The following is a 25,020-nucleotide window of genomic DNA, read 5'->3' on the forward strand; positions in this document are numbered from 1 at the left end:
TACACTAACTCCAGTGAAAATCAAGATGTATATAATAATTTCCTTAATACTAAAAAACTTACTTTTTACAGTAAGCTTCAATTCTTGCATTTTTGTTCTCCTTATACCGAACTGTTGTAATTTGTGCTTTGACATTTATGTTCTCAGGCTTGGGCTCAAAACGCAGTTGACATTGGCTTTCTATCGTAAACTCCAAGGGCACGTTAGCTTGAAGTTGTAAAATATAACCCTTTTCCCCTTTTTGGAAGTTCAACACCCTGCCATTAGCCTCTATGAGATTAAACCTTGGTTTTTCTTCGCTAAAGACAATTTTGTATTCACCTGAGGAGTCCAAATTTATGTAAGTGGAATTGTTGATATGCCTATAACCTACCACACCTTTACTTCTATCAGTATCAATATGCGTTAAGAAATCTACCCTTAATGTTCTTAAAGTTCCACCACCACGCAGAAGCATTGAGTTATCCCTTATATCCTCAAGTAGTGCAAAGTTTCTATACTCAAGAACTTTTTGAGCGTATTCGGAAAGATAAATAGGATTTGGACTTTGAGCAAGAGCCCATTCATAGACCCTTTTTAAAGCTTCCAAAGAAGCTATTTTTTGTCCAGAATACATGTGGTAGTATATATTCAATGGTTTAAGCCTATAAGGTCTTTCTGTAAGTTCAAAAGTGTCTATAACCCTTACAAAGCCGTAGTAGTCTGTCCATAACCTTGTATATATGTTTTCATTCATTATAGGAGCATATATCTGAAAGTATTCTCCCTTATTGACACCCATAGGACCTATATACATCCAGAAAGGTTCCTTTCTGTTTATCCACGTATAACCACCGTTTACATTATACACACCAGCTTCGTAGGTCATCCTTATGGCTCTCTCGGATGGGTTCGTATCACCAGACCAAAGAAATACCTTTACTCTCTTACCTTCAGGTGCAAGCCTTGTATTTATGTATTCTATGGACCCGAAAATTTCTCTACGCAGGTCAAAATTATAGCCCTTTATGGGAAGGTTATATTGAACATTTGGATTAATTTCTCCGCCTTCAACTTCATAAGACTCTAATTCTTGCCATATAAATGGGTGGGAAAAGGTATGGGATGCTATTTCCACGTTATCTAAGGCAAATATAGACCTTGCTATTGTCTCAAGCCTTTCGGATTTTTCCGGGTATAGACCATATGGAGCTATCTCGCCTTCAATTATGGAAACAGTATGAGGTATAGGATAGCGTTTGATTATCTCATCTCTTATCACTTCTGCTACGTTTCTTGAAGGATTAAAATCCGCATTGCCAAAAAAGGCATCCCCGTCTATATGCACTATCAGCAGTCTTCTACCATTTTCTGTAGTAGTGTCTGGAATAAGAGGCATAGGTTCAAAAATCCTGCTAAGGAATTTTACCGGCTCAACTACAAACAAACGAAATTCATCGGATACGCTTATAAATGAACCTGTAAGGGCATAACCTCCCCAGTCAGTTATAGCAAGAGGGTAGAATATTTTATTCCCAGCCTTTACTTTTATGTAATAATTGGCTCTCTCGGGAACTATCATGGGTATATTTTCTAAAAGAGGTTTAGCTTCAAAAAACTCAAAGGAACTTTCTACTATTTCATACCTCTGTCCAGCTCTCAAAGCACCTACCTTTCTAAGCGCAAAGGTGTTTAGAAATCTACTTTCTTCAGGAAATCCAAAGGTGTTTAAAAAGAATATCTTTAATCCCTCTTTTCGTTTATCTACTAACCACTTAAAAAGCTTCTCCCCTTCATCATATGTTGCAACATCTACAACTATTCCTGCATATATATCAGCCATATGGTAGTTCAACCTATCATCTGAGAGAGCTTGCTTTACTTCCATTATAACTGGCACGTATCCTATATACTCCAACCAAGGTTGTATAAGTCTGTTTACCACAGTGAAAGAAGGGTCCTTGTAGAGTTTACTGTTGTATAGCATAAGTATTCTTCTTGGTTTCAGCTTGTATGTGGATATCCCAAGAGTTCTTAAATATTTATCAGAAACGTAGGGTATAAAACCAAGCTCGTATATCTGCTTTGCCACTTCAATCTGTAGTTTTTTATTCTTTGGGTCTACGTAATCTATAACTATAACCTTGTATCCAAGTTCCTTTGCGGTTTTTAGCTTAGACAAGAGCCATTCTGTATCCTCTGGCTTCATCTTTTTGTATATCTTTTTCTTGTCATAACTAATGCCATAAAAAAGGGACTCTGCCACTATAGCGTCCGCATATCCTTTAACATCTTCCATTATCTCAAAGCCTCTATTGAGTAGTATTAATTTATCAGGATATTTATTCCTAATACTCTTTACCAACTTTGTTAGGTTTTCTCGAGCTTTTTGAAGGTCTTGGGGATTTTTCAGGAAAAGTTGATGACTATCAAGAGTATCTAAGAAAAATCCGTCAAATGCCTCTAAGCGTGGAAAAACTCTATCCAAAAGAAACTTTATATATTCCTCTTTCCTTATATCCACCACGTAAGAATTCCATACTTCATTCTTTCCAAGAATCCATTCCTTGGGTATTTCCTTATAGTATTCCCTATAAGGTTCAGCCTCTCCAACGCTTACGTAAGCTATGAGCTTTGCTTTTCTGTTTTTAAGATAGAAGGTAGTCATAACCTTTTTTGTATGTTCACTGTCTGGGTCTACTACGAGCCAATCAAATACATAAAGAGCTTCCTCCGGTATAGGGTCTCCATAAATCATGAAGCCAACAGACATATCTTTTGCAAATGCTCTAAAACTAAATATGCATAAAAGTATAATAATGAATATCATGGAGAAACCTCCTCAGTAGTATTACTCCAATAATTATACTCAACATAGTTGCTACTGCAAAGCCATATCCATAAAAATAAGGTCCTAAGTATATACTGAGCAAGCTTAGACCTGAATTACTAACCGCATACACAAAGGTTGTTATCAGTGCATAAGTTAGTCTATCAAAATAAAACATGAGAGCAATGAGGCTAAGTAAAACCACTTGTAAGGAGGTTCCAAGAAGAAGGATGTCAAAGAGAGGTATGTATACCTTCGGCAGTCTAAACAAAGTAAAAAGTTGTTCCTGCATTATGATAATAAATACGCTGAAAATAGCCTGTATTCTGAAGGTATCTAACAACACACCTCTTGCGGAGCTAATAAGTTCATCTCCATACAAATATATCTTATCTAACAGAGCTCCACCTCTCACTGCATCATAATATTTATCGTAATGTTCTGCAAACTCCCACTCAATCTTGAGAAACATAGCGGATATACCAGGAGCTATAGAAAGATAGGCTAAAAATATAGGAATATCATAGACAATGGAGTAGCTCAAAGGACCAAGAGCTTCTGTGCTGGTATAGGGATGAAACCAAAACACCAGTTTGTCCGCCCATATACCTAAATTGTAGAAAAAGCCTGTTAATATAAGGCTTCTATATTTGTCCTCTTTTATGAATTCAAAGGACAGTAGCCTATCCGAATAGTAGTTTCTAATAGTATACGCAAAAAGCATAAAAAACAGAATTGAATTAGAAAGGGTAAAAGTAAACATAAGACCAGTCAGACCGTATTTTATAAAGTAAAGGGATGTTATAAGAAATATGCTGTAGCTAAATGCATAGGAAAAAAGAATATATTTGTAGCTTTTAAAGCCAGTAAGAATGGTGTTTAATGTCCATATACACATAAAAAGAGTAAAACATAAAGTAAACAAGAAAGCAAAAATATAACTCGTATAAGGTGCAAGAGCCAATAGGCTAAATATAAGAGATAGTATAAAACCTGCTGAAGCGTTTAATATTATAGCAGACATAAGATTGGGGATAATAGCATCATACCTTTTTGCAAAAATCATATCCGCAAGAAATCTTATTAGGTATAAATTGGTGAAACCACTAAGGATAAGGCTGAAGGCTATTATGTAAGTTATCACCACTTGAAACTGGGTGAGTTGAGTTGAATCTTTAACAAAGTAGCTTCCAATGAAATTTACAAGAAGTAGAGAGGTTATAGTTATAATGTATGGACCCGAGCTCAAGGCAAGAGAATATCCAAAAGCGGTAAATATAGAAGTTATGCTTCTTCTCCTTAATATCTTCTTAAGTTCAAAAGCTATGCCTGCCATGATAGAAACCCGCTATAAAGCTTCCTGTAGTTTTCTAAGAAAGCCTCTCTTGAATAAAATCTTTTAACTCTTTCTAATGCTGTTTTTTGGCAACTTTTCCACAGACTTTCATCAGTTAAGAGTTTTGCATAACTTTCCGCTAATCCATTGGCATCTTTTACTGATACCACTTCTCCCGCTTTACCAAGTTTTATATCTTCTTCATTTAACCCACCGTATATGAGTTGCCTACAAGAACCTACGTCAGTAGCAACACATGGAACTCCTCCTGCAAAACCTTCAAGAACCGTATAGGGCATGCCTTCGCTTATAGAAGTAAGCGTAAGGAGTCCTACTTTAGGTAGAATATCTTCTACCCTTTGGAAACCTAAGAATTTCACCTTTTCCTCAAGACCCAACACCTTCACAAGATATAGACACTCCGCGTAATACTCTGGGTCTTCATCCGTAGGACCTACTACCCATCCTTCTGCCTCAGGGATTTTTTCAACCAAGAGCTTCATAGCTTTTATAAAGGTTTTTATGTCCTTTATGGGAACCACCCTTCCAATAAGGGCTACAACTTTTGGAATATGTGGTGGTCTACGTTTATATGCTTCAAGGAGCTTGTTTACATTCACACCGTTTGGAATCACTATGCACTTTTCTGGGTCCGCACCGTAAGATATCTGGATTTCGCGAGCTCCATTAAAAAGAGATATGATGATATCTGCCTCCGCATAGGCTACTTTTCCTAAGTGTATAAAGAACCTGGTCCAAACTCTCTTCATCGCAGAAAGCCCAACAGAGCCTTTATATAGTAGGAGCTTTTCATCCGATAACCAGGGGGCGTTCATAAGGTCTATTTTTCTTTCTCTTGTGTATATACCATGCTCGGTTAATATAAAGGGTTTTTTTCTGGACCTCTTTAAGAGAGCGGATAAAAAACCTGCATACCCCGTAGAAGGACTGTGAACTAAGTCAAAATCACCTACCTCCTTAGCTATTTGTGCAACTACCCATAGAGGTGTATGTAGATTTCGCACATTCCAAAAGTAGTCTACGAAGGGTTCAGTAGCTCCGTACTTTGAATACATATTTACTATGTGCTCCCATGCCCTTTTAGAATACAAAAAATCTTCATATTTAACCTCGTTTGTAAAAAAGTTTTCATCTATTAGGTTTATTATAGCTTCAGATTTATCATCCTTGAGCAATTTATGAAGTTTTTCAATTATGGTGAAAGCTTCCTTATCACCTTCTATATAGCGCGGTTTTGGTTTTTCCTTTTCCTCAAAGAGATAGAATGCGGAAAGATATACAAGATTTTCAGGAAGGTTATACCTTATGCCTTCGTAATCTTCTCGTCTACTACCTAAAAATACTACTCCAAATTTAATCTCCTCCATACCCCTTATGAGGTCATCTATCCAAGTGGAAACTCCACCCCTTATATATGGGTAAGTTCCCTCTGCTATTAGCAATACCTGTGGTTTATCCTTGTTTAGAATTAGCTCCATTTTTCCTCACCCAAAAGTCTATAACATATATTAGATTAGGATTTATAGTATACCTTAAGCTATCTGAGTATTTTTGTATTACATTTCTAACTTCAGAAATATTTCCGCTTCCAAAGTATGCCTCCGCTATATAGGGAACATACTTAACTGGATTTACATATTTATATAGGCTCACCTTATTTAAAGTCTCTATAGCCTTTGAGTATTCCTTTTTCGCTATATATATCTTTCCAAGAAGTATGTAAAACTCTGGTGCATCCTTTATGTTCATAGCTTTGTATATATACTCTTCAGCTTTTTGTAGTGTAACAATTTCTAATTCCTTATCTACAAGCTTGTAGTAGACGAGGTCGTAATAGCTCTGTGAGAGTTCAAAAAATAAATAAGCTTTATCTTCCTTACTTGATTCTAACCTTTCAAGTAGATGCTTTATTCTTTCTTGTATGCTATTTTCAAGCTTGTAGTATAAAGACGTTATGGAGAGTCTTAATTCTTCATCTCTACGACTTATCAACTTTGAAACGACCTCAATTAATTTTGGATTTTTTACCTCAGCCATGACAAGATGTATAAGCTCTAACCTACTTCTTGGAACATTATCAAATATGATAGAGTATAAAGGTGTTTCGCCGAAAAGATTAACCTTTGGTGGCACTCTGTCAGCTAAAAGTTCATACAATGAAAAGCTCTTTATGTTATCTTCTGTAATGTTTTTTTGATATCTTAGAAGGTAAAAAACTGCTACAACTAATAAAACATAACCTACCACAAATAAGAAGAAACCAATTAGAGTAAGCGATATAAATGCTCCCGCAATTCTCTTTTTATCTTTCTTATACCTCTCTGGTAATAGATGTATCAATACATTTACAATTGAAAAGCATGCAATAAAATGAAGAAAAATCAATAAAAATAGCTGATATGCACTTTTTAGAAATATAAGGTTTGCTATAGCAGCTATTTCAAGAAAAAGGGAGTAATAAATTCCTTTTCGTACCATCATTATATGTATTATTCTACAACAGGCGGTAGAAAATAAAAAATGTGATTTTAGTCATATCAGTTCAGTGTTTCTCTCCAGTATAATTAATGACGGGAGGTAAACATGAAAAAAGTGATTTTAGTAATAGTCAGTTTGGTGCTTCTCTCTTGCTCATCAATGGTGGAGAATGTACAAAGAGGTTTAGAAAAGGGACCAACCTTTGCGGTCATACCCTTTGAAAATAACACAGAGACGCCTTTGGCGGGACTAAGGGTTGCCTCTATTGCAGAAGGTGTTGCTTCTTCAAAGGGGTATAATGTTAAGAGGGTTATAACTTATGAACAAAAGGAATATACACAGGAAGATATTATGAATATAATTAACACTCTTAAGGATAAAAATATAGACTATGTTATAACAGGCTCAGTGAACGAATTTAGATACAAGGCGGGAATAGACGGAGAGCCTGCGGTAAGTATAACTCTGAGAATATTTTCTTTAAAAGAGGATAAATGGGTTTATGTAGCAACCGCATCAAGGAGTGGTTGGTATTTTCAATCTGTATCTACTTTGGCACAAAGTATATTAAACAGAATAATTCCTACCACAGATGTTTTCAGTAGGTAACTTACTCAAAAACAGGTTTAGAGTTGACAAAGATTTATTAGATGGTAAGACAGAAATAAATGTAAAGTTAGCTTTAGCAGAAGTTTTACTTTTTGTTGGTTTCATTTACCTTTTAGGCTTCCTTTTTAACAAAGAAGATCCCTTATTTGTAAATAGCAGCTTTTCTATAGTAATCCATACGCTACCTTTGGTAGTGCTAACCTTGTTTTATGGATTCTTAATAGGCTCAGTATACATGATAATATTTGCTACAGTTAAATACCTTATTTACGGAAAGCTTGATACTTTACACTTGCTATACATTTTTCTATACCTTTTAGTGCTTTCTGAGTTTCATTTCTATTGGAATAGAAAAATAAAAAGTTTACTGGAAAAGGCAGAATATATAGAGGATAGATTAAGGGATGTTGGAAGAGCTTTGTATCTAACAAAGCTTTCACATGATAGATTAGAAAGCTATTACATAGCTAGGCCTATAAGTATAAGAGGTTTTATAGAAGAGTTGCGAAGGGATATGCTTAAAGGTATTAGTTTGGAAGAACTTCTAAAGAGAGCGGTGCAATTTATTGGTAGTATTTATACAATAGAAAAGGGTGGGCTTTTTAAGATAAATGGAAATAAATTTGAAAATGTGGTAAAGTTAGGGGGTATGGAAGAGCTAAATCCTAAAGATAGCTTAATACAGAAGGCTTTGGAAAAAGGAGAGACCACTTATGTAAGTGATTTATTGCCAGAATCCACAAGTAAATATCTGTGTGCTATACCTTTACCTATGGAAGGCGGAAATTATTATCTTTTTGTTATAGAAAGAATGCCTTTTTTTAATTTAAATGTTGACAATATATTGTCTATTAATGCTATTTTGGATTACATATTGTTTAGCTACCACAACTTTAGTAGCCTAAGTGACTTGCATTCGCGTTTTGGTTGGATAAGCCTTGATATGCTTAGAGAAATTGTAAAGTGTGCATACTTGAAAGAAAAATACAATATAGATTCAAGCATAGTAGTTTTTAAACCTAAAAAGTGGGACGAGTCCATATATTATCTATTATTTACGGTAAGGAGTTTGGATTTAGTAGATAGATGTGAAAATTTAGGAATAATGGTGCTTTTACCCTTTACGAATCAAGCAGGTGCATATGGCTTCCTAAGAAGATTTGAAGGAGTTTTGCAGGATTTTAAATCTGCCAGTTTTGGTCAGCTTGGTATTCATCACAACATATACGAAATTAAGGAAGTGAATACACTTCTCATGGAAATAGAGGAATTTCTGTTTAATTCAGTTAATGTGGTGGATAGAGCATAGTCTTGAAGATATAAAGCTTAATAATTTGTATCGTACACGCTTTTTAAAAGAAGGTCTTTTAGATTTTTGCTCCAATGACTACCTTGCACTGAAAGACCATCCTGAGGTAATTGAGGAGAGTGCAAGGGTTCTTAGAAGTTATGGACTTGGGTCTGGTGCTTCCGCACTTGTGTCTGGATATACAAAGTATCATAAAGAGCTTGAAGACAAACTATCCGAGTTTAAGTCTACACCTTGCTGTGTTCTTTTTGGTTCTGGTTATCTTGCTAACCTTGGCACTATACCTACCCTTGTGGGAGAAGGGGACCTTTTATTGAGCGATGAGTTTAACCATGCCAGCATCATAGATGCCTGTAGGCTTTCTAAAGCTAAGGTGCTCGTATATAAGCACAGAAACTACCAGCATCTTGAGGAGCTTCTCAGCAGTTATAGGAAAGACTATAGGAGATGCCTTATAGTTACGGATACAGTTTTTAGCATGGATGGCGATATTGCGGATATTAGGACACTAAAAAGGTATGCGGAAGCATTTGACTGCATGCTCTATCTTGATGAAGCCCATGCAACGGGTGTCCTTGGACCTTCTGGGAAAGGTGGTCTTGAAGAGTTTGGAGAGTCTTGGGAAGAGTATATAGTGGTTATGGGCACTCTATCAAAGGCGATAGGCTCATATGGTGCCTTTGTATGTGGTTCTAAGGTTTTATGTGATTATCTGGTAAACAAGGCAAGGAGTTTGATATTTTCTACATCTCTTCCTCCTGCGGTATGTGCTGGTGCAAAAAAGGCTATAGAGATTATCCAGCGAGAAAGCTGGAGGGTAAAAAAGCTAAGAGAGATAAGCCAGTTGATATACAGTAGACTTTCCACATTTGGACTTGAGGTGTTCTTTCACCATACTCCTATTCTACCTATAATGGTTTACGAAGAAACCAAAGCATTAGACTTGAGAGATAAACTCCTTGAGCAGGGAATACTTATACAAGCTATAAGATATCCAACTGTTCCAAAGGGTATGGCAAGACTAAGACTCACTGCCACCTTAAGATACACGAGGGATGACCTTAAAAGGCTCTTTAAAGCCTTTGAAAAGCCTTAACCCCCTCCCACCCCTTTGGTCCCTCCCATACCCATCTTCTAACTTCCCTCACAAGATTTATTGTATCATCAAGCACCACATCGGGTGAGTTTTGATATTATAGCGATGTTATACAAAGACTAACTGTCAGAAAAATTCCAAGACAACAATGCGAAAAATGTCGTATAATCTTCTACCCAATGAGCCTTGAGCCTACAAGGATACCTCTCACAGTAAAGGAGTTTGACAGCCAAAAGATAGGTTTTTGTGCAGGCTGTGGATGCGCCTGTGGGTATATACTTTACCAAAAGGAAGGTAAGATAGTAGACCTATACGGACATCCCGCAGACCCACGAGGGATGGGAAGTTTTTGCACGAAGGGCATAACCTATATACAGGAAGCGACAAGCAATCCTATGAGACTAAAAGGTATTTTTATGAAGAGGGGAGATGAGTTTATCTCTGTTGATTACGCTCAAGCTCTTGAAATCTTGAAGGAGAAACTATCAAAGGGTAAAACCGCTTTTTTGCTTGGAAGGCAAGCAGGACTTGAAGATTATCTCCTTGCCAAAAGCCTTTCAGAGGATGTTTTTGTGGATGCTCCGGTTGTGGACTTTATGCCCTCCACTCTTAAGCCTACCGACTGGAAAAGGGCTAAGTTCATACTTTCTGTGGATGCGGAACCTGTCTTTTCTGAAGTTATGGCAACGCGGTGGGTGGTAGATGCGGTGGAAAGCGGAGCATATCTTTTGTGTCTTTCCAGTAGATATGAGACTATTTGTGCCAAAGCGAAAGATAGAGTGCTTTTGAAGCCAGATTCTATGATGGAATTTTTGCAAGCTATTCTTGAGCCTGAAAAGGGTGATAGCAGGGTAGAGTTTGTTAAAAGAAGCCTGTTTCTTATGAGAGGTGCACTTGTCCTTGTGGGGGCTCATCTTTTGAACTCTCCCTTTAGAGAAGCCATACTTTCTATTCTTGCTGGTCTTAGACGAAAGTTTGGTGTCAACTACAGCTTTGTGGGAGACCTTATGCCTTTCCCTGCCAAGTCAATGAAGGAGTTTTTTGAAAGGTTTGAGGAGTTCAAAAACCTTGTGGTGATAGGTAATCTCTTTAGGTATTTAAAGGATGAGCATCTGGAAGCCCTCAGGGATAAATTTGTAGTGAGTTTCCAAGTCTTTCCAAACCTTACCGCCCACTATTCGGACATGCTTTTTGCCTTAAGCCTGTTCCAGGAGAGGGACTTTGTAAACTACAGACATGGTTTTGGTTATCTTGTCTACTCGCCAAAGACAGTGGACACAGAAGGTGTTTACAATCCCGCAAGGGTGCTTGGAGAAGCGGTTGGATTAGAGGTGAGTTTGGAGAGCTTTGAATACTATGAAGAGTTGAGGGCAAGGGGTGAGGTTGAACTTAAGATGGAAGATATTACTTCAAGGGTCTTTTCGGAGCATTATCCTATCCAAAAGAGTGAGCTTTTCTTGTATACGGATAGCACTTTAGTGGAAGACCTCGGACATTGGAATCCTTGGACCCATGAGATGGAAAGATTTCAAAAGGCTTACATAAACCCACGTACTGCAAAAAGTAGAGGTCTAAAGGATAGTGTGCAAATAGGGAGGGTTTCCTTTGAACTCATCCATACAGAAAATGTGGCGGAAAGTGTTATCTTTATACCATCGGAATATGAAGAGTTTCAACCTTTTGACCCTGGGCATAGGGTTGGTGCTTTTCTGAGGAAGCCTTACCATAGATACGAGGCTATTGGATGATTGTAGGGTTATGTGAAGAGAATCTTGATTTTAATGGTTTTATTGTAAGAACTATAGGCTTAGATGCTCTTGAGGGGTATAGAAGTGTAAAATGGGCTGGTGGTGTTGACTTTTTTATAGAGGACGAAGAGGAGCTAAAGCTTTTTGTGGAAAGGTATAAGGATTTTATTTATGCAATAGGAAAGGAAAGTATGGAGGAAGTGGTAGGGAAGCTTTTAAGGGAAAAGGGTCTAAAACTTGCCACCGCAGAGAGCTGTACCGCTGGGCTTTTGTCTGCAAGACTTGTAAATGTGCCGGGTTCTTCCCAATACTTCTTGGGTGGCTTTGTGGTCTATGCTAACGAGCTTAAGACTAAACTGCTCGGAGTTGAGGAAGAGGCTTTGAGAAAACATGGTGCGGTTTCTGAGGAAGTGTGTAGGCAGATGGCAATAGGGGTTCTGGAGGAAACAGATGCGGATATAGCGATTGCCATAACCGGTATATCTGGTCCAGGAGGTGGAACAGAACAAAAGCCTGCGGGGCTTACTTACATAGCTCTTGCTACAGATAGGGAGGTGGTCTTAAAAAGGTTTATATTTCAGGGAAGTAGGAATGAAAATCGTTTTATGGCTACACAGTGGGCTCTTGAATTGCTGAGGCGATATCTTACAAAGGGGGTTTAAAATGCCAAGGGTGCATCCAACAGCCATAATCAAGGGTGAGGTAGAGTTAGGAGAAGAGGTGGAGATAGGTCCTTACACTATTATAGAAGGTAAGGTAATAATAGGAGATGGGACAAAAATAGGGGCAAGGGTCTCAATAAAGGGAAAGGTCTCCATAGGTGCGAACTGTAAGATACATGACGGGGCTGTTTTGGGGGATGAGCCTCAACATCTAAAATATGCGGGAGAAGAGAGTGAGGTGATAGTGGGAAACAATGTGATAATAAGAGAATACGTCACCATTCACAGGGGAACAGCCTTAGACAAGATGAAGACTGTGATAGAGGATGGGGTTATGCTTATGGCTTATGCTCATGTTGCACATGACTGCATAGTGAGAAGGGGAGTTATCATGGCAAACTGTGCCACCCTTGGAGGGCATGTGGAGGTTGGAGAGTATGCCTTTATAGGGGGGCTTTCCGCAGTGCACCAGTGGGCAAGGGTGGGTGCCTATGCTATGGTTGGTGGTCTTTCTGGAGTATCTCTTGATATACCACCCTACACAAGAGCGTCAGGACAGCATGCACATCTCTATGGTATAAACACCATTGGACTTGAGAGAAAAGGTTTTTCTAAAGAAACAATCACTGTCCTTAAAAAGGCATACAGAATACTTTTTAGAAGCGGTATGTTAAGAGAAGAGGCTATAAGTGTGCTACTCAGAGAATACGGAGACTACGAAGAGATTAGAAACTTGGTGGAGTTCATAAGGACTTCAAAAAGAGGCGTCGCAAGGGACGCAGGAAGAGGTTAAAATATTTGCATGCGAGCCCTTGTGCTTTCTGCGGGTCTTGGAACACGATTTAAGAGCGAAAAGCCGAAAGTTATGCATAACATACTCGGTAAGCCCATGCTTTGGTATGTTCTAAAAACTCTAAGGGAATTACCCATTGAGGAAATTGCCCTTGTGGTAGGGTATAAGGCGGAGCAGATAAGGGAATACTTTGGAGACGCCTATCATTACTTTTATCAGTCAAACCCAAAGGGTGGAACCGGTGATGCGGTGCTTTCTGCTGTTGATTTTTGGAGAGATTACGATGGTTATATGTTGGTAATAAACGGAGATTCTCCTTTGGTTAAGCCACAAACCCTCAAAAACATGCAGAGATATTTGCATATGGTGGAAGAATACGAGGGTATCAAGTTAAGTGCTCTTTTACTCTCCACACAATTGCCAGACCCTACTGGCTACGGAAGGGTAATAAAGGACGAGAAGGGAAATGTGGTAAGAGTTGTAGAGGAAAAGGATGCGAGCTTTGAGGAGAAGCTAATAAGGGAAATAAATGGAGGGGTTTACATTTTCTATTGTCCTCATCTTGTAGAAACACTCTTTCATGTAAAGCCAAGTCCTAAGACGGGTGAAGTGTATCTCACGGAGGTTTTCAATCTTATGCACCAGAAGGGCTACACGGTAAGGAGTTTTATGGCAGAAGACCCTACAGAGGTCCTTGGGGTTAACACAAGGTGGGAGCTTGCCATAGCGGAGAATGTGATAAGGCTAAGGATACTTCAGGAGTGGGCGGAGAAGGGCAACACCATACATCAACCAGAAAGTGTATGGATAGAACCAGACGTGGTTTTAGAGGGCGATGTGGAGATATATCCAGATGTTATGTTAAGGGGTAATACAAAAATAGGTAGGGGTGTGATTGTAGGAAAGGGTAGTATCTTAGAAAACGCTCTTGTGGAAGAGGGAGCAGTGATAGAGGCATATTCCATAGTAAGAAATTCACACATAAAGTCTGGGGCTGTGATAGGACCCTTTGCTCATGTGAGAGAAAACAGTTTAATAGGTAAGGGTAGCCATATAGGAAACTTTGTGGAAGTAAAAAAGTCCTTTATAGGAGAAGGAGTAAGAGCAAAGCACCTTGCCTATATAGGAGACGCAACTATTGAGGATGATGTGAATGTAGGTGCTGGTGTGGTCTTTGCAAATTTTGACGGAAAGAAAAAGCACCAAAGCTATGTGGGAAGGGGTGCCTTTATAGGGAGCAATGCCCTTCTTATAGCACCCATAAAGGTTGGTAGCTACTCCTTTATAGCTGGAGGCTCTGTGGTAAACGAAGATGTGCCAGACGGAGACCTTGCCATTGAAAGGTCCGAACTAAGAATTTTAAAGGGTAAAGGGAAGGAAAAATTACTTGAATAGTCAGACAATAGATGCTATAATAACTAATCTCAGAGCCGGTAGCTCAGCTGGCAGAGCAACGGACTTTTAATCCGTGGGTCGCGGGTTCAAATCCCGCCCGGCTCATACTGCAAGTCTTTCCAATTCCCTTCTTTTTATTATCTCTATGTATCCCCTCTCTGTGTTTATTATGCCTTGCTTTTTCCACTTACTCATAACCCTTATGGTGGTCTCCACAGTTGTGCCAGTCATCTCTGCAATGTCAAGCCTCGTAAGTGGTGCGTCTATAACGATAACGTCCTCGTATTTCTTGCCTATCCTGTCCGCTATCTCAAGGAGAACTTTCGCTATTCTCTCTTCCACTTTACCTCCTGCTATGCTTTTGAGGGTCTCGTAGCTTTGTAAAAGTGTAGCGGTTGCCTCGCAGGTCATCTTTATGGCAATAGCGGGATGCTTTATGGCAAGGTTTATAAAGTCCTTGTTGGAAATGTAGAGGGTTTTGCTTTCAAGCATAGCCTTTGCAGTGTAGGTGTTTCTTGGAACCTTTTTACCCCATTCTATCCAACCAAATATATCCCCAGGGTATACGAGCCTAACTATTACAATCCTTGCATCGTGCGTCTCTTTGAGTAGCTTTATAAGACCATCCAAAAGGATGTATACGCCAGGCTCCGCCTCTTCTTCAAAGAAGAGATACTCGTTTCTCCTAAACTCTCTAACCTGCATGTAATTTAAAGCATCCTTTAGCTCTTCCTCTGATAGGTCTTCAAAAATGTGAACCTTTTTGAGCATTTCTATCTTTAGGTCCTTAGCTTGCCTTTCTCTAAAAGTCTCTTTTGCCATCCCTTACCTCCTATGATTACTTGGGGTTCAAAAACCACATAATCGGTGTGAAAGGAAACCCTGTTTACACCTCCAAAAGTATGATTATCTCCAATAGCTACATGCACTGTGCCAAGAATCTTCTCTGCTTCAAGCACATTGTCGGGTCTTTTTGCACCCGGGTTTGTCCCAACGCCAAACTCCGCAATTACTCGGGCATTCTCGTATCTTTTAAACACCTCTTCAAGATAATTCCTATATGGTTCAAAGCCTTCTATCTCTTCCACCGCACCGTCTCGGAATTTAAGGGTTATGGGTCTTTCCAGTTTCCTGTCTGGACCGTAGGTTATGGTTAGCTTTCCAAAGGCTGAGTTTTCTATAGGAGCTACAAAGGCTTCGCCAGCAGGCAGGTTTCCATATTGACCGCTATGGTGGAATAGACCCGTGTCCGCTATAGCCCTCCTTCCTAACACAGAAAACTCCATGTCTGTCCCTTCCGCCTTTACATGCACCCATTCCGCTTCGGAAAGCATGTCCGCCACATCAAGGCTCAACTTTGCCACGTAATCCCAGTCCACCTTCATAGGACCATAAAACATCTCCGGCTCAAAAAGAGGCATACTTGCGTATCTACAGCCAAAGCCTTCTGTAAGAGCTTTTCTAAAAAAGGTATGTGTAGTGGAAAAGTATGGAAAAGCTACCACCACTTGAGGGACATCCTCTGCGTAAGCCTTGAGTATTTGCAGAGCTTCATATTCCGAATAGTCTTCTTTAAGGAGTATATGCTCAAAGAGACCCTTTTTTCTTAGCTCATCTATTGCTCTATCTCCAAAGGCAAGCCTCCAAACCTCCTCTGGTGGCTCTTTGCCATGCCCTCCCAAAGAGGGATAAACACAGTGCTTTACTTTTTGTGTTATGGCTCTTGCACTTTCCACAAACTGGTCCATTAAATCCAAAAGGTAGTCCTTCTCCGTATCCGTAAGCAGAAGCAAAGACTCGCCCTCTTTCAAGTTCATGTTCACCCTGTAAAGTCTATATATATGTTCCCTATACATGGCTATTAATCATAAATTTATCTCAGTTTATCTCATGGCAAGGGCAGTCTTAAACCACCAAGCAGGTATTTTAGGTCGTTGTCGGTAAACATAAGACCTACACCACCGAATACACCCCTTAACTTTGAATTTAAAAGGTCATCGCCACCAAACCTTACATAAAGTGGACCACTAACCTTGTAGTTTACCGCTACTTGAAGGTTTGGCTTAAGGTCCTTATCCTGTGGTCTGTCTCTTCTTCCAAAGTCCCAAAGGTCTGTGGTAAAGGCGAGCCTTTGTGAATATATAAGGTCAGCTCCCACTCCGCCTGTAGATTCCTTTAGTCCACCTCTTAGGACGAGCTCCTTACCAAAAAAGGGAAATATTCTTGCATACTGCAATGTAACTTCAGGCTTAAACTCCTTTTTAACTATCCATTGGTTAGGAAGTATTTCCTCCTTGTAGACTCTACCCCTTGAGTCCCCAACTATCTCTAAGAGGTAATACTTTTCGTTATCGGGTTGCAGTTTGACAGTAAGTATCCCCTTTGAATCACCAGCCCTGTAGAGCTCACCCCTAAAGCCTATGTAGAGGTTTGTCCTATCTGCGACCTCTCCTGCTTTCCCAAGCACCCTAACACCAGAAGCTACATTTCTGTATAACTCATCATCCTTTATTAGCTTCCCTAAGGTGCCTTCACCTCTTTCAATATGTGCCAGTATGTTATTTAACCTTTCAGCGCTTTCTTTAAGGCTTTTGGTAAGTTCAGAGAGGTTTGATGTGGTAGTTCTTATATCTTGACGGTTTTCCACAATCAAGGCGTTTAGATTTATTGAAAGCTCGTTAAGGTTTCTTGAAAGTTCGGGAAGGGTCGTCTTTAGGTCGTTGCTAAGCTGTTTTAGGTTTGCAAGGGTTTCTCTTATGTCTTGCCTGTTCTCGCTGGCTATGGCTTCAAGACTCTTCGCAAGCCTGTCTATGCTTTCTATAGTTTGAGGAAGTGTTCTGTTTAAGTTATAGGCAAGTAGGTTTATGTTATGTATAGCTCCCCTTAGGGACTCTCTGTTTTCAAGGGCTATTAGGTTAAGGTTATGGGTGAGCATTTCAAGGTTTTGCACCACCCTCCTTATATCCTCTCTGTTTTCTGAAAGTATAAGATGGAAACTTTCCATCATTAGTCTTACAGATTCTGAAGCACTTGTCATTTGCTTTATAAGAAGGTCCGTATCCGCATAACCAAGGCTTTTACTTATCGTCCCGCCTTCTTCTAAAATGCCCGCTTGTGGACTTCCGGGGTATATGTTTAGGTATTTGTCTCCCATAAGACCAAGAGTTCCTATCTCCGCCTGTGCATCTCTATAGAGGGTTATATCCTTGTCAAGTTCAAAAACCACCTCCACCTTGCCATCTTTTAGGCTAATAGACCTTACCCTTCCACTTTTTATACCAGCAACCCTTACCTCCGCACCTACACTAAGCCCTGCCACATTGTCAAAGTAGACCTTGTAAGTTTTTACCGCAGGTCTGAAAAAGGGAACCTCCCCGAAGGTAAGTATAAGAAAGGCAAAGCCAAGGGAAAATAAAAGCACAAGAAAGCCTACTTTTGCTTCGTTAGAAAATCTCATGCTTAAATTATAGCCCTAAGTGACAAGAGAATGCCAGAGTATTATGCCGTCTCGGTAGCCAAGTAGGTCTTCGCAAGCTCTTTCTGGATGAGGCATAAGACCAAAGACATTGCCTTCCTTGTTGCATACACCTGCTATGTTGGATATAGAACCATTGGGATTAGCTTGAGGGTTTATATTACCCTTTTCATCACAGTATCTTAGGACAATTTGACCCCTTTCCTCCATAGACCTTAGCTCATCCTCTGGCACATAATACCTTCCTTCTCCATGGGCTATGGGGAGTTTTATCACCTCACCCTTTTCAAACTTTCTGGTAAAGGGTAAGGAATTGTTTTCAACTCTAAGGTATACGTCCTTACATAGAAAGGTTAGGTTTTCATTCTTGAGTAAAGCACCTGGCAATAGCTGAAGCTCTGTGAGAATTTGAAAGCCGTTGCATATACCAAGCACGAGCCCACCTTTTTGTGCGTATTCCACTATAGCGTTGCCAAGGGGTGTTTTGCTGGCAAGCACTCCAGCTCTTAAATAGTCTCCAAAAGAAAAACCACCTGGCAAAACTACACAATCAAAGGCATCAAGCCTTTTTGTATTGTGGTCTACAAAGCTCACCTCTTGTCCAAGAAGGTCCCTTATCACGTAGTATGTATCGTAATCACAGTTAGACCCCGGAAATACACATACCGCAAACCTCATTCTATTACATACTCCTCAACTAAGGGATTTACGAGATACTTCTCCACAAGGGCTTTTATGTCTGTGCCTTCTCCCACCTCAAGCTCCACCACTTTTCCCACCTTTACATCTTTTACATCAAAACCACCCTCACGGAGCATCTCCTTTACCGCCCTGCCTTCTGGGTCAAGAAGTCCTTTCTTGGGAAGTATAAGAACTCTTACCTTCATTACCTTATATTCTACCATCTTAAGGCATGCAAAGTAAGGATTTTCTATAATTTAAATATGCTAAAAAGAACAAGATACTGCGGACACATCAGCGAACAAGACCTCGGAAAGGAGGTTATCCTAAACGGCTGGGTTCATCGCATAAGAAACCATGGAGGAGTAATCTTTATAGACCTAAGAGACAGAGAGGGTATAGTCCAGTGCGTGGTAGAAGAGAAGACAAACCCTCAAGTGTATGAACTTGCGGACAGACTTAGGTCAGAGTATGTGGTTGCCTTGCGTGGCATCGTAAGAAAAAGACCCCCGGGCACAGAAAATCCAAAACTTAAGACGGGAAACTACGAAGTGGTAATTGAAGAGCTTGAAATTCTCAACACTTCAGAAGCTTTGCCTTTCCCCATTGACGAAGAGACACACCTTTCGGAAGAGACAAAACTCAAATATCGCTACTTGGACCTAAGAAGGGAAAGCATGAAGGAAAACCTTCTCTTTAGGCATAGAGCCTATCAGGTAATAAGGAAGGTTTTCCTTGAGGAAGGCTTTGTGGAAATAGAGACACCCTTTCTTACCAAGTCCACCCCAGAGGGTGCAAGGGACTTTCTTGTTCCCTCAAGGTTACATCCGGGCAAGTTTTATGCTCTCCCCCAGTCTCCACAGCTCTTTAAGCAAGTGCTTATGGTTGCAGGTTTTGATAGATATTTCCAGATAGTTAAATGTCTAAGGGACGAAGACCTGCGTGCGGACCGTCAGCCTGAATTTACCCAGATAGACTTTGAAATGTCCTTTGTAGAAGAAGAGGATGTTATGGCTTTTAGCGAAAGGCTTATATATAGCCTCTTTAAAGAGCTTCTCGGCGTTGAGTTAAAGCTCCCCTTTGACCGTATTTCCTATGAGTATGCTATGGAAACTTATGGCTCTGACAAGCCGGACCGTAGGTTTGGGCTTGAGCTTGTGGACCTCACACAGGTCTTCAAAAATACAGAGTTTAAAGTGTTTCGTCAAGCCATAGAATCTGGTGGAGTGGTAAAGGCTATAAACTTCAAAGGCTCAAACCTCTCAAGGAAAGAGATAGATGAGCTTACCCAATTTGTGCAAAGCCTTGGAGCAAAGGGTCTTGCTTGGATAAAGGTAGAAGAAGATAAGCTAAACTCACCAATAGTAAAGTTTTTCTCTGAGGAAGAGACCAGAGAACTCTTACAGAGACTAAGGGCTGAAAGGGGGGATGTGATATTTTTCTCCGCGGACAAAAGGGAAATGGTCTACCGTATTCTTGGAAATCTAAGGCTTCACATAGGCAAGAAATACAACCTCATAGATACGAGTAAATTTGACATATTTTGGGTGGTGGACTTCCCTCTTATGGAATGGGATGAAGAAGAGAAGAGGTTTGTCTCTTTGCACCACCCCTTCACATCACCCAGAGAGGAAGATATTCCGCTTCTTGAAAGGGCTCTACAGGTGCAGGACTTGGAGGAGAAAAAGAGGCTTGTTCATTCCGTGAAGGCGAGGGCTTATGACCTTGTGATAAATGGCTACGAGGTGGGAGGAGGTTCTATTCGTATACATAGGAAGGACCTTCAGGAGCTTGTCTTTAAGCTTTTGGAGATACCAGAGATGGAGGCAAGGGAGAAGTTTGGTTTTCTACTTGACGCACTACGCTTTGGAGCACCACCACATGGTGGACTTGCCTTTGGACTGGACAGGCTAATTGCCATAATGAGAGGCTTGGACTCTATAAGGGATGTGATAGCCTTTCCCAAAACCCAGAAGGGTATATGCCCTCTTACTGGTGCACCAGACTATGTGGAGCCAAAACAGCTCAAGGAGCTTCATATAAGGGTGGTGGAAGGTTAGAGGAAATGGGTTTCCTAAGCTCGGTGGAGGTAGAAAAAAGTGAAGTAAAAAAGCATTTTGTTAGACATGGTTTTATCTTTGCTTGCACTGACAAGAGCGAGGAAACACTATTGTCTAATAGGATAATCTTGACTGGGAAAAATTACGCAAATAAGTTATTCGCAGTTAAAGAAGGCGATTTTATTTTTCTGTATAATCTTGACAAAGATGTTCTTTATGGCACTTTTACTGCAAAAGGCGAACCTGGATATGATAAAGGTATTCCAATCTTTGAAGGTAGATACCCTTACTATATACGCTTTGAAACAACACAAACCATAAAAAAAGTTGAAAAGGCAAGTTCAATCTTTAGAAGTCTTAACATCTCGTGGAGAGATATACTGACAGAGAAGGGGGCACTTCTGATAAAGAATATCCTTGAGGGAAGAGCAATAAATAGGCTTCGCAAGGAAGAAATAATAGATGACAAATACATACCCCCAATGATGACAACTACCTTGTGGGACTATCCATACCAAAGTTACGGATATACCAGAAAGGGTAATAATAAATACCCCGGCGTTACTCCAGCCTTCATTATTTATAACCTCATATGGAGATACACTGAACCCGGTGAGATAGTATGCGACCCTATGGCAGGTTCTGGGACTACGATAGATGTGTGCCTTGAAGAGAGGAGAAGGGTTGTAGCCTTTGATATAGTGCCGACGAGAAAAGATATAATACAGGCGGATGCCAGAAACATACCTCTGAAGGATGAAACGGTGGATTTAGTGTTTGTAGACTCGCCATACGGAGACAACATCAAATATAACGACCATCCCTTAAATATAGGTCATATACCTGCAAGTTCTGAAGAGTTTTACGAGGAGCTTGAAAAAGTAATGCAGGAATGTTATAGAATACTCAAAAAAGGTAAAGTATTGGCTTGGTTAATAGGTGACCAATGGGCAAAGGGGGAATATATTCCAGTGGGCTTTAAGATATACGAAAGACTTACAAAATATTTTTCTCCTGTTGATGTGGTTTGTGTAGTTCGCAGAAATCAAGCCTCAAATACTCCCTTTTGGCATAGCAAGGCTTTACAGCATAACTTCTATCTAAGGGGTTTTAAATACCTTATAATAGTTAAAAAGGAAGAAAATGTTAAAAGGAAAGAAGTGAAGATAAGGTGGAATTTCTATGAAAGATGGTAAAAAGGTTTTTCTTAAGGCTTTAAGATTGAAAGCTATAGAAGATGTAAAACTAAAGGGCATAGAAAACCTTTCTAATATTCTTGAAACCATAAGGCAAGAGTTCTCTGGGGAAATAACCAAGTTTGGTATAAAAGACGCAGAGCAAAGCTGGAAAGCCTTCAAAGGGAGGCTTCTTGAAGAGTTGATAGTGGAAGTTATAAGTTCTGAAGTTAAAAAACATGGTTTAAATATAATAAGTGGTTCAAAGTTAAGTGGTATAGTGTTAGATGAGTGTCTATGCATGGTGAAAAGGAGTATACTTGTTGATTATGGTGAGTTTGGGATGCATGTTCCAGATGCTGATTTAGTTATATACAATAAGAATTGCAGAGCTTTGGCGATAATATCCGTAAAAGCTACCTTAAGAGAAAGAATAGCTCAAACAGGTTATTGGTCTTTGAAGTTGAAACAATCAAAGCTCACGCAAAATATAAAAGTTTTTTTTATAACGCTTGATGAAGATAAGGACCTCTCAAGGAAAAGGTTTGCAAAAAAGGGTAGAGCTATCGTTGAAGTAGATACAGACGGAGCTTTCGTAATAACCACAGAGCGGATTGAAGAAAGTGAGAAAGTCATGCCTTTTGAAAAGTTTAGAAGGATAATAGAAAAACTTGGTAGGGTTGACAAGGATGAGTAAGAATACACTTCGCATAGGCACACGAAAGAGCAAGTTAGCTCTTTGGCAGGCAAACTATGTAAAGGAGAGGCTTGAGAGCAGGGGATACAGCGTAGAGCTTGTGCTTATCACTACCACCGGCGATAAAATCCTTGACGCTCCTTTGGCAAAAATAGGAGGCAAAGGACTCTTTGTAAAAGAGATAGAGGAGGCACTTCTGAGAGGAGATATAGACCTTGCGGTTCATTCTTTAAAGGATGTGCCAATGGTTTTGCCAGAGGGTCTCATTCTCGGAGCTATAACAGAGAGGGAAGAGCCTTTTGATGTGCTCATATCAAGGGATGGGAGAGGACTTCATGAGCTTCCAGAGGGTGCAAAGGTAGGCACTTCCTCTTTGAGGAGACAGGTTCAGATAAAGAGAAAAAGACCAGACTTGAGGGTGGAGACCCTTCGCGGGAATGTGGATACAAGGCTCAGAAAACTGGAGGAAGGACTTTATGACGCCATAGTGCTTGCTTACGCAGGTGTTAAAAGAATGGGCTTTGAGGAAAGGGTAAGCCAAGTATTGGAAGACTTTATCCCTGCAGTGGGTCAAGGAAGTCTCGCCATAGAGATAAGGCAAGAAGACAAGAGGGTGTATGAGGCTATAGCCTTTCTTGACCATAGAGAAAGTCGTATTAGGGCGGAGTGTGAAAGGGCTTTTCTAAGAGAACTTCAAGGTGGTTGCCAAGTGCCCATAGGTGCCTATGCGTGGCTTGAAGGCGAGAAATTAAAGCTAAAAGCCTTTATTTCTGACCTTGAAGGAAAAAGGTTTTTAGAAGGAGTGGAAGAAGGAGACCCACATCAGGCGGAACAGATAGGCAAAAAACTTGCCAGAAGGCTCTTAGAAGAGGGTGGCAAAGCGATACTTGAGGAAGTATACCATCAAAGCTGACCTTCAAGCTCCTTTTTGTAGACCTTCCACCTTGGGGGGCTAAGACTTGAGGAACATCCAAGAGAAGATAGGTCATAAACCTTTATAGCTTGAGGGTTGTCTGGAGTGCTTACAAAGAAGAAGGTCGTGCCTGCGGGTATATGCCTACTTTCTTGCTTCCAACTCTTTACCATATTGACCAACTCAAGGAGTTTTTTCTTAACTTCCTCTGCAGACAGCTCTTCCTTATTGCCATCCTCTTCATAAAGCCATACACCATCTGTTATCCTCTCTACTATTTCAAGCATCCTATCCTCAAAAGGTATTCCATAGAATCTCATATCAAAACCTCCTCAAGCTTTATATCTACCTTACATTCTTCAAAGCTGAAGCTTCTGTCCCTTTTCTCTCTACCTTTAACCATCTTCTCATCAGGATAAACAAGCACAGAATATTTCACCTTTTCTCTTTCACACAGTTTTAAGCCCTTCATCCATATGTCTACTGGAAAGCGAAACTATTTCAATAACCATCTGTGGCGGACTTTTTACCCTTTCTTATTACCGTGATATACCTGTCAAGTTCTCCCGATACTTTACAGTCTTCGCAATTCCCTAAAGTGCTATATAGTAGGTGTCCGAGTTTTATGAGTGTAATTTGATTAATAGGTCTTGGCAAAGCTATAGCATAAGGTATACCTCCTACCAGTTTCCAGTCTCCTTGCCAGTGTTTCCAATCTTCTATGATGGACCTTACCGGATATTTCTCAGCTAAACCCATTAAAGTTCACCCTTGTTTATGAGTTGTGCTATATCCTTTGCAAAGTAGGTGATTATCATGTCCGCACCAGCACGCTTTATAGAAAGTAGGGTTTCTATCATAACCCTCTTCTCATCTATCCAGCCAAGTTTGCCACCTGCCTTTATCATGGCATATTCACCACTTACATTGTAGGCACACACTGGCAGGAAAGTGTGTTCTTTTACTTTTGCTATTATATCAAGGTAAGCTAAAGCCGGTTTTACCATTACAATGTCTGCACCCTCTTGCACATCCAAAAGTATCTCTTTAATGGCTTCTCTTGAGTTTGCTGGGTCCATCTGGTAGCTTCTTCTATCTCCAAAAGCTGGTGCGGATTCAGCTATTTCCCTAAAGGGTCCATAAAAGGCAGAAGCATACTTGGCGGAATATGCCATTATAGGAATGTGTTCAAAGCCCGAGGAATCTAAGGCTTCTCTTATAGCCCTTACCATACCATCCATCATGCCAGAAGGTGCAAGCATGTCCGCACCATTTTTGGCATGCGATATGGCTTGCTTCTTGAGGTTTTCAAGGGTCAGGTCGTTATGAACATCTCCATCACACAGCACTCCACAATGTCCATGCGTTGTATACTCACAAAAGCATACATCCGTTATAAGATACATATCTGGCACTTCCTTCTTTATGAGCCTTAGAGCCCTTTGTATAATGCCTTCATCACTCCAAGTGTCCGAGCCTACCTCATCTTTGTGCTCTGGTATGCCGAAGAGTATTATGGCAGGTATGCCAAGGTCTCTTACCTCTTTTACTGCGTCCACTACCTTGTCAAGGCTGTAGCGATAAACCCCAGGCATGCTTGGGACTTCTTCCACGATACCTTGACCATATCGCACAAAAATGGGGTATATAAGGTCGTCAAGGGTTAGCTTGGTTTCTCTTACAAGCCTACGGATATTTTCGTTCCTCCTTAATCTCCTTGGTCTTAGCTTTGGAAACTCCATAGGAATATAATATATATCTAA

24 protein-coding genes and 1 tRNA gene are annotated in these 25,020 nt (G+C 40.1%); 12 read left to right on the forward strand and 13 right to left on the reverse strand.

The features are described 5' to 3' along the window. Window positions 1-58: 58 nt before the first annotated feature. The 4 genes from WKI49_07490 to WKI49_07505 are packed head-to-tail and all read right to left on the reverse strand — an operon-like array spanning window position 59 to window position 6,647. Window positions 59-2,809, reverse strand: a complete 2,751-nt coding sequence (locus WKI49_07490) for an endo alpha-1,4 polygalactosaminidase (GenBank protein MEJ7622329.1) — start codon at window positions 2,807-2,809, stop codon at window positions 59-61. Further along, the gene (pelG, locus tag WKI49_07495; protein ID MEJ7622330.1) at window positions 2,775-4,145 is read right to left on the reverse strand and encodes an exopolysaccharide Pel transporter PelG; all 1,371 of its coding nucleotides are present in this window, start codon (window positions 4,143-4,145) and stop codon (window positions 2,775-2,777) included. The genes WKI49_07490 and pelG overlap by 35 nt, the downstream gene beginning before the upstream one ends. Next, window positions 4,133-5,644 carry a GT4 family glycosyltransferase PelF gene (pelF, locus tag WKI49_07500; protein MEJ7622331.1) on the reverse strand — a complete coding sequence of 504 codons (1,512 nt, stop codon included), beginning with the start codon at window positions 5,642-5,644 and terminating at the stop codon, window positions 4,133-4,135. Before pelF ends, pelG begins: the two co-directional genes overlap by 13 nt. Continuing rightward, window positions 5,619-6,647, reverse strand: coding sequence for a hypothetical protein (locus tag WKI49_07505; protein ID MEJ7622332.1), 1,029 nt, complete (start codon window positions 6,645-6,647; stop codon window positions 5,619-5,621). Before WKI49_07505 ends, pelF begins: the two co-directional genes overlap by 26 nt. A 102-nt stretch (window positions 6,648-6,749) precedes the next feature. On the opposite strand from WKI49_07505, the gene WKI49_07510 reads away from it, so the two are divergent. The 8 genes from WKI49_07510 (at window position 6,750) to WKI49_07545 (ending at window position 14,361) form a co-directional block, all read left to right on the forward strand. Continuing rightward, the gene (locus WKI49_07510; protein MEJ7622333.1) at window positions 6,750-7,253 is read left to right on the forward strand and encodes a hypothetical protein; all 504 of its coding nucleotides are present in this window, start codon (window positions 6,750-6,752) and stop codon (window positions 7,251-7,253) included. Continuing rightward, window positions 7,237-8,562 carry a PelD GGDEF domain-containing protein gene (locus tag WKI49_07515; protein ID MEJ7622334.1) on the forward strand — a complete coding sequence of 442 codons (1,326 nt, stop codon included), beginning with the start codon at window positions 7,237-7,239 and terminating at the stop codon, window positions 8,560-8,562. Before WKI49_07510 ends, WKI49_07515 begins: the two co-directional genes overlap by 17 nt. Beyond that, window positions 8,543-9,658: an 8-amino-7-oxononanoate synthase gene (gene bioF / locus WKI49_07520; GenBank protein MEJ7622335.1), complete on the forward strand. Its 1,116-nt coding sequence runs from the start codon at window positions 8,543-8,545 to the stop codon at window positions 9,656-9,658. The genes WKI49_07515 and bioF overlap by 20 nt, the downstream gene beginning before the upstream one ends. A gap of 179 nt (window positions 9,659-9,837) precedes the next feature. Then, entirely contained in the window at window positions 9,838-11,406 is a 1,569-nt protein-coding gene (locus tag WKI49_07525; GenBank protein MEJ7622336.1) for a dehydrogenase, read from the forward strand. Further along, window positions 11,403-12,068: a nicotinamide-nucleotide amidohydrolase family protein gene (locus tag WKI49_07530; GenBank protein MEJ7622337.1), complete on the forward strand. Its 666-nt coding sequence runs from the start codon at window positions 11,403-11,405 to the stop codon at window positions 12,066-12,068. Before WKI49_07525 ends, WKI49_07530 begins: the two co-directional genes overlap by 4 nt. A 1-nt stretch (window position 12,069) precedes the next feature. Then, entirely contained in the window at window positions 12,070-12,861 is a 792-nt protein-coding gene (gene lpxA / locus WKI49_07535; protein ID MEJ7622338.1) for an acyl-ACP--UDP-N-acetylglucosamine O-acyltransferase, read from the forward strand. 9 nt (window positions 12,862-12,870) lie between these two features. Continuing rightward, the gene (gene glmU / locus WKI49_07540) at window positions 12,871-14,256 is read left to right on the forward strand and encodes a bifunctional UDP-N-acetylglucosamine diphosphorylase/glucosamine-1-phosphate N-acetyltransferase GlmU (protein ID MEJ7622339.1); all 1,386 of its coding nucleotides are present in this window, start codon (window positions 12,871-12,873) and stop codon (window positions 14,254-14,256) included. A 32-nt stretch (window positions 14,257-14,288) separates the two neighbouring features. Then, window positions 14,289-14,361 (forward strand) — tRNA-Lys (locus WKI49_07545). Here WKI49_07545 and WKI49_07550 read toward each other — a convergent pair. From WKI49_07550 to purS, 5 genes are read right to left on the reverse strand one after another with little or no spacing between them, the layout of a single operon-like run. Next, a complete protein-coding gene (locus WKI49_07550) occupies window positions 14,359-15,078 on the reverse strand; it encodes a Crp/Fnr family transcriptional regulator (GenBank protein MEJ7622340.1) in 720 nt (239 codons plus the stop codon). The two genes, WKI49_07545 and WKI49_07550, sit on opposite strands and share 3 nt — an antisense overlap. After that, a complete protein-coding gene (locus WKI49_07555) occupies window positions 15,036-16,112 on the reverse strand; it encodes an aminopeptidase (GenBank protein ID MEJ7622341.1) in 1,077 nt (358 codons plus the stop codon). Before WKI49_07555 ends, WKI49_07550 begins: the two co-directional genes overlap by 43 nt. Before the next feature lie 32 nt (window positions 16,113-16,144). Beyond that, entirely contained in the window at window positions 16,145-17,713 is a 1,569-nt protein-coding gene (locus tag WKI49_07560; protein MEJ7622342.1) for an MlaD family protein, read from the reverse strand. Between the two features lie 15 nt (window positions 17,714-17,728). Next, complete coding sequence (gene purQ / locus WKI49_07565) at window positions 17,729-18,409, reverse strand: phosphoribosylformylglycinamidine synthase I (GenBank protein MEJ7622343.1); 681 nt, start codon at window positions 18,407-18,409, stop codon at window positions 17,729-17,731. Further along, on the reverse strand, window positions 18,406-18,618 hold the full coding sequence (gene purS, locus WKI49_07570; protein MEJ7622344.1) for a phosphoribosylformylglycinamidine synthase subunit PurS: 213 nt from the start codon (window positions 18,616-18,618) through the stop codon (window positions 18,406-18,408). Before purS ends, purQ begins: the two co-directional genes overlap by 4 nt. A 57-nt stretch (window positions 18,619-18,675) precedes the next feature. Here purS and aspS point away from each other — a divergent pair, with 57 nt between their 5' ends. Genes aspS through hemC form a run of 4 tightly spaced genes read left to right on the forward strand, consistent with a single transcriptional unit; the run spans window position 18,676 to window position 23,257 of the window. Then, a complete protein-coding gene (gene aspS / locus WKI49_07575; protein ID MEJ7622345.1) occupies window positions 18,676-20,472 on the forward strand; it encodes an aspartate--tRNA ligase in 1,797 nt (598 codons plus the stop codon). A 5-nt stretch (window positions 20,473-20,477) separates the two neighbouring features. Continuing rightward, window positions 20,478-21,668, forward strand: a complete 1,191-nt coding sequence (locus WKI49_07580; GenBank protein MEJ7622346.1) for a DNA methyltransferase — start codon at window positions 20,478-20,480, stop codon at window positions 21,666-21,668. Then, window positions 21,655-22,344: a BsaWI family type II restriction enzyme gene (locus WKI49_07585; GenBank protein MEJ7622347.1), complete on the forward strand. Its 690-nt coding sequence runs from the start codon at window positions 21,655-21,657 to the stop codon at window positions 22,342-22,344. The genes WKI49_07580 and WKI49_07585 overlap by 14 nt, the downstream gene beginning before the upstream one ends. Further along, a complete protein-coding gene (gene hemC, locus WKI49_07590) occupies window positions 22,337-23,257 on the forward strand; it encodes a hydroxymethylbilane synthase (GenBank protein ID MEJ7622348.1) in 921 nt (306 codons plus the stop codon). Before WKI49_07585 ends, hemC begins: the two co-directional genes overlap by 8 nt. Here the strand turns inward: hemC and WKI49_07595 are convergent. Genes WKI49_07595 through hemB form a run of 4 tightly spaced genes read right to left on the reverse strand, consistent with a single transcriptional unit; the run spans window position 23,248 to window position 24,999 of the window. Further along, window positions 23,248-23,577, reverse strand: a complete 330-nt coding sequence (locus tag WKI49_07595) for a hypothetical protein (GenBank protein MEJ7622349.1) — start codon at window positions 23,575-23,577, stop codon at window positions 23,248-23,250. The two genes, hemC and WKI49_07595, sit on opposite strands and share 10 nt — an antisense overlap. Beyond that, window positions 23,574-23,729, reverse strand: a complete 156-nt coding sequence (locus WKI49_07600) for a hypothetical protein (protein ID MEJ7622350.1) — start codon at window positions 23,727-23,729, stop codon at window positions 23,574-23,576. Before WKI49_07600 ends, WKI49_07595 begins: the two co-directional genes overlap by 4 nt. Before the next feature lie 29 nt (window positions 23,730-23,758). Further along, window positions 23,759-24,016, reverse strand: coding sequence for a hypothetical protein (locus tag WKI49_07605; protein ID MEJ7622351.1), 258 nt, complete (start codon window positions 24,014-24,016; stop codon window positions 23,759-23,761). Further along, on the reverse strand, window positions 24,016-24,999 hold the full coding sequence (hemB, locus tag WKI49_07610) for a porphobilinogen synthase (protein MEJ7622352.1): 984 nt from the start codon (window positions 24,997-24,999) through the stop codon (window positions 24,016-24,018). Before hemB ends, WKI49_07605 begins: the two co-directional genes overlap by 1 nt. Window positions 25,000-25,020: the final 21 nt, after the last annotated feature.

Source organism: Aquificaceae bacterium (assembly GCA_037722135.1).
Classification (GTDB): Bacteria; Aquificota; Aquificia; order Aquificales; family Aquificaceae; genus Pampinifervens; species Pampinifervens sericum.